The sequence below is a fragment of the Variovorax sp. P4_D9 genome (assembly GCF_056401695.1).
This window is the reverse complement of record NZ_JBFUIU010001265.1, coordinates 1-1,867: the sequence shown is the minus strand read 5'-3', so window position 1 is coordinate 1,867 and position 1,867 is coordinate 1. Positions and strand designations below refer to the sequence as shown.

1 protein-coding gene is annotated in these 1,867 nt (G+C 63.2%); it reads right to left on the bottom strand.

The features are described from left to right. Positions 1 to 167: 167 nt before the first annotated feature. Complete coding sequence (locus AC1DY5_RS53765; protein ID WP_478122378.1) at positions 168 to 725, bottom strand: dihydrofolate reductase family protein; 558 nt, start codon at positions 723 to 725, stop codon at positions 168 to 170. Positions 726 to 1,867 lie beyond the last annotated feature (1,142 nt).

The following is a 1,867-nucleotide window of genomic DNA, read 5'->3' as shown; positions in this document are numbered from 1 at the left end:
GCCGTCAGTGGAAGCCCGCGAGCCAAGGACAGCAACCGAAGCAGAAGTTGGCTGGCTCGGCAGCCCACCGGGAAGCAGCCGTTCAACGCCGCGCTCACCGGCGGGCCGAGCAACGCGAGGCCCGTCCGAGTGCAGCGCGTTGTTAGGCGACATGACCCACCTCCGAGTCAGCGCGCGCGCCGGTAGTGCATGGCGACCGCGCCGCTGCGGAGCGCCTTCGCCGAGATCAACTCGAGCCGTCGAGTGCTGGGCAGCCCGCTCTCGTACAGGGTCGGGCCGTGGCCGGCAATCCTGGGGTGGACGAGTAACTTGTACTCGTCGATCAGATCCAGCCGGTCCAACTCGGTCGCGAGCTTGCCACTACCGAGGAGCACGCCGTCCGGGGTCGCGTCCTTGAGCTTCTGTACGCCCGCATGCAGGTCGCCGGCGATGTGGTGGCTGTTGGTCCACGGGAAGTCCTTTCGCGTCGAGGACACCACGTACTTCGGCTTGGCCTCCAGCTTGACCGCCCACTCGCGCATCGCCGGCGGTGCCTCCGCGTCGCCGCGGGCGACCGCTGGCCAGTAGCTCTCCATCATCTCGTAGGTGACGCGGCCCCACAGCATCGCCCCGCCCTCGTCCATGAGGCGGGTGAAGAAGGCGTGCGTCTCGTTGTCGGCGATTCCTTCCTGGTGGTCGACGCAGCCGTCCAGGGTGACGTTGATACTGAAGGTCAAGAGACCCATGGTGTCCTCCGATCGAGATACGCGACGAGCCGCTCGCCGTCTGGCTCCAAGGGCACGAGCCCAATTCGCGAGGTGCTCACCCTGTGTCGCCTAACTACTAGTTTATCCAGCACGTCGTGCCGCACAACTCCGCCGACTGTTGCTTAACCAAGTCGGCGCAATTCACGATAAGGCCTTGTGCAGCAAAGAAAATCCGCCCGGCAGGCCGGAACTCAGCGCCATCAAATTGATGCAGAAAGCGGCGTCCATCGGGGCGACTCTGCCAGCAGTTCGAATCCGGCCCAACAATAGATATTCCCGGACAGCTACGTCGCAACCGCCATGCTGGCTGCCGATACCCGGCCGCTCGCGGGTGACGGCTCCTGGCCCGAGACCCGACGTTTGGCGCAGGCGTGCTGACCGGCAGCAACCGCTGCCAAGGCGCAGTTCGTGGCATCAACCTCGACTACCGCAAAGGGCCCACAACGGCTGTTCGGATCTTCAGTTAGCAGCCGTTCAAGACGGGGGTCACCGCAGCCTTAATTTTCAAGAACGGGGCCGCCCAACTGTGAAACCTCTGCGCGCAAGCTGTTGATTTTCCTAGCTCTTCAAGAGTGACAATCTCGGAGGAGCTCAGTTCCAACAGGAAGAATCCTGCATGGATGTTCCCTCCAGGTGCGAACGGCCCTGGCGGGCGAGCGGCATTGTTGCGATCTTTGTTGCGCAGCGAAACAATAATCGAAACAAAGCTGGGTGAGTCTCTGAACCCACCGCCGTGGCACCCGACATCGACCGATTCAGGGTCGCCGGCGAGAGGCGTACGAAACGGCCCGGAGAGCGTAGCGAGGATGACTTCCGCAAGCTTTCCGCGCCGGAGCAATCCCAGATAGTTGGCGAGATTCTTCGGGCGATGGTGGAACTGCTAGCCTGGATTTCCACGCTGGGTAGTTCGCCTAACGCGGTGGCCTGTTCGTCAGGGGCTGGGGGTTACGCCGACATGCGCAGAGAGTAGCCCTTCCACCAGGGAATGGGGATCGCAGTATTGAGCAATCCGGAGGCGAGAACGATGGGCAAGTGGGCGCGGCGGTGGAAGTGGACGCGGACCTCGGAGTCGGTGACCGAGACGTCGGCGGGAGTGTCGATGAGGTCACGGAAGACGGAAG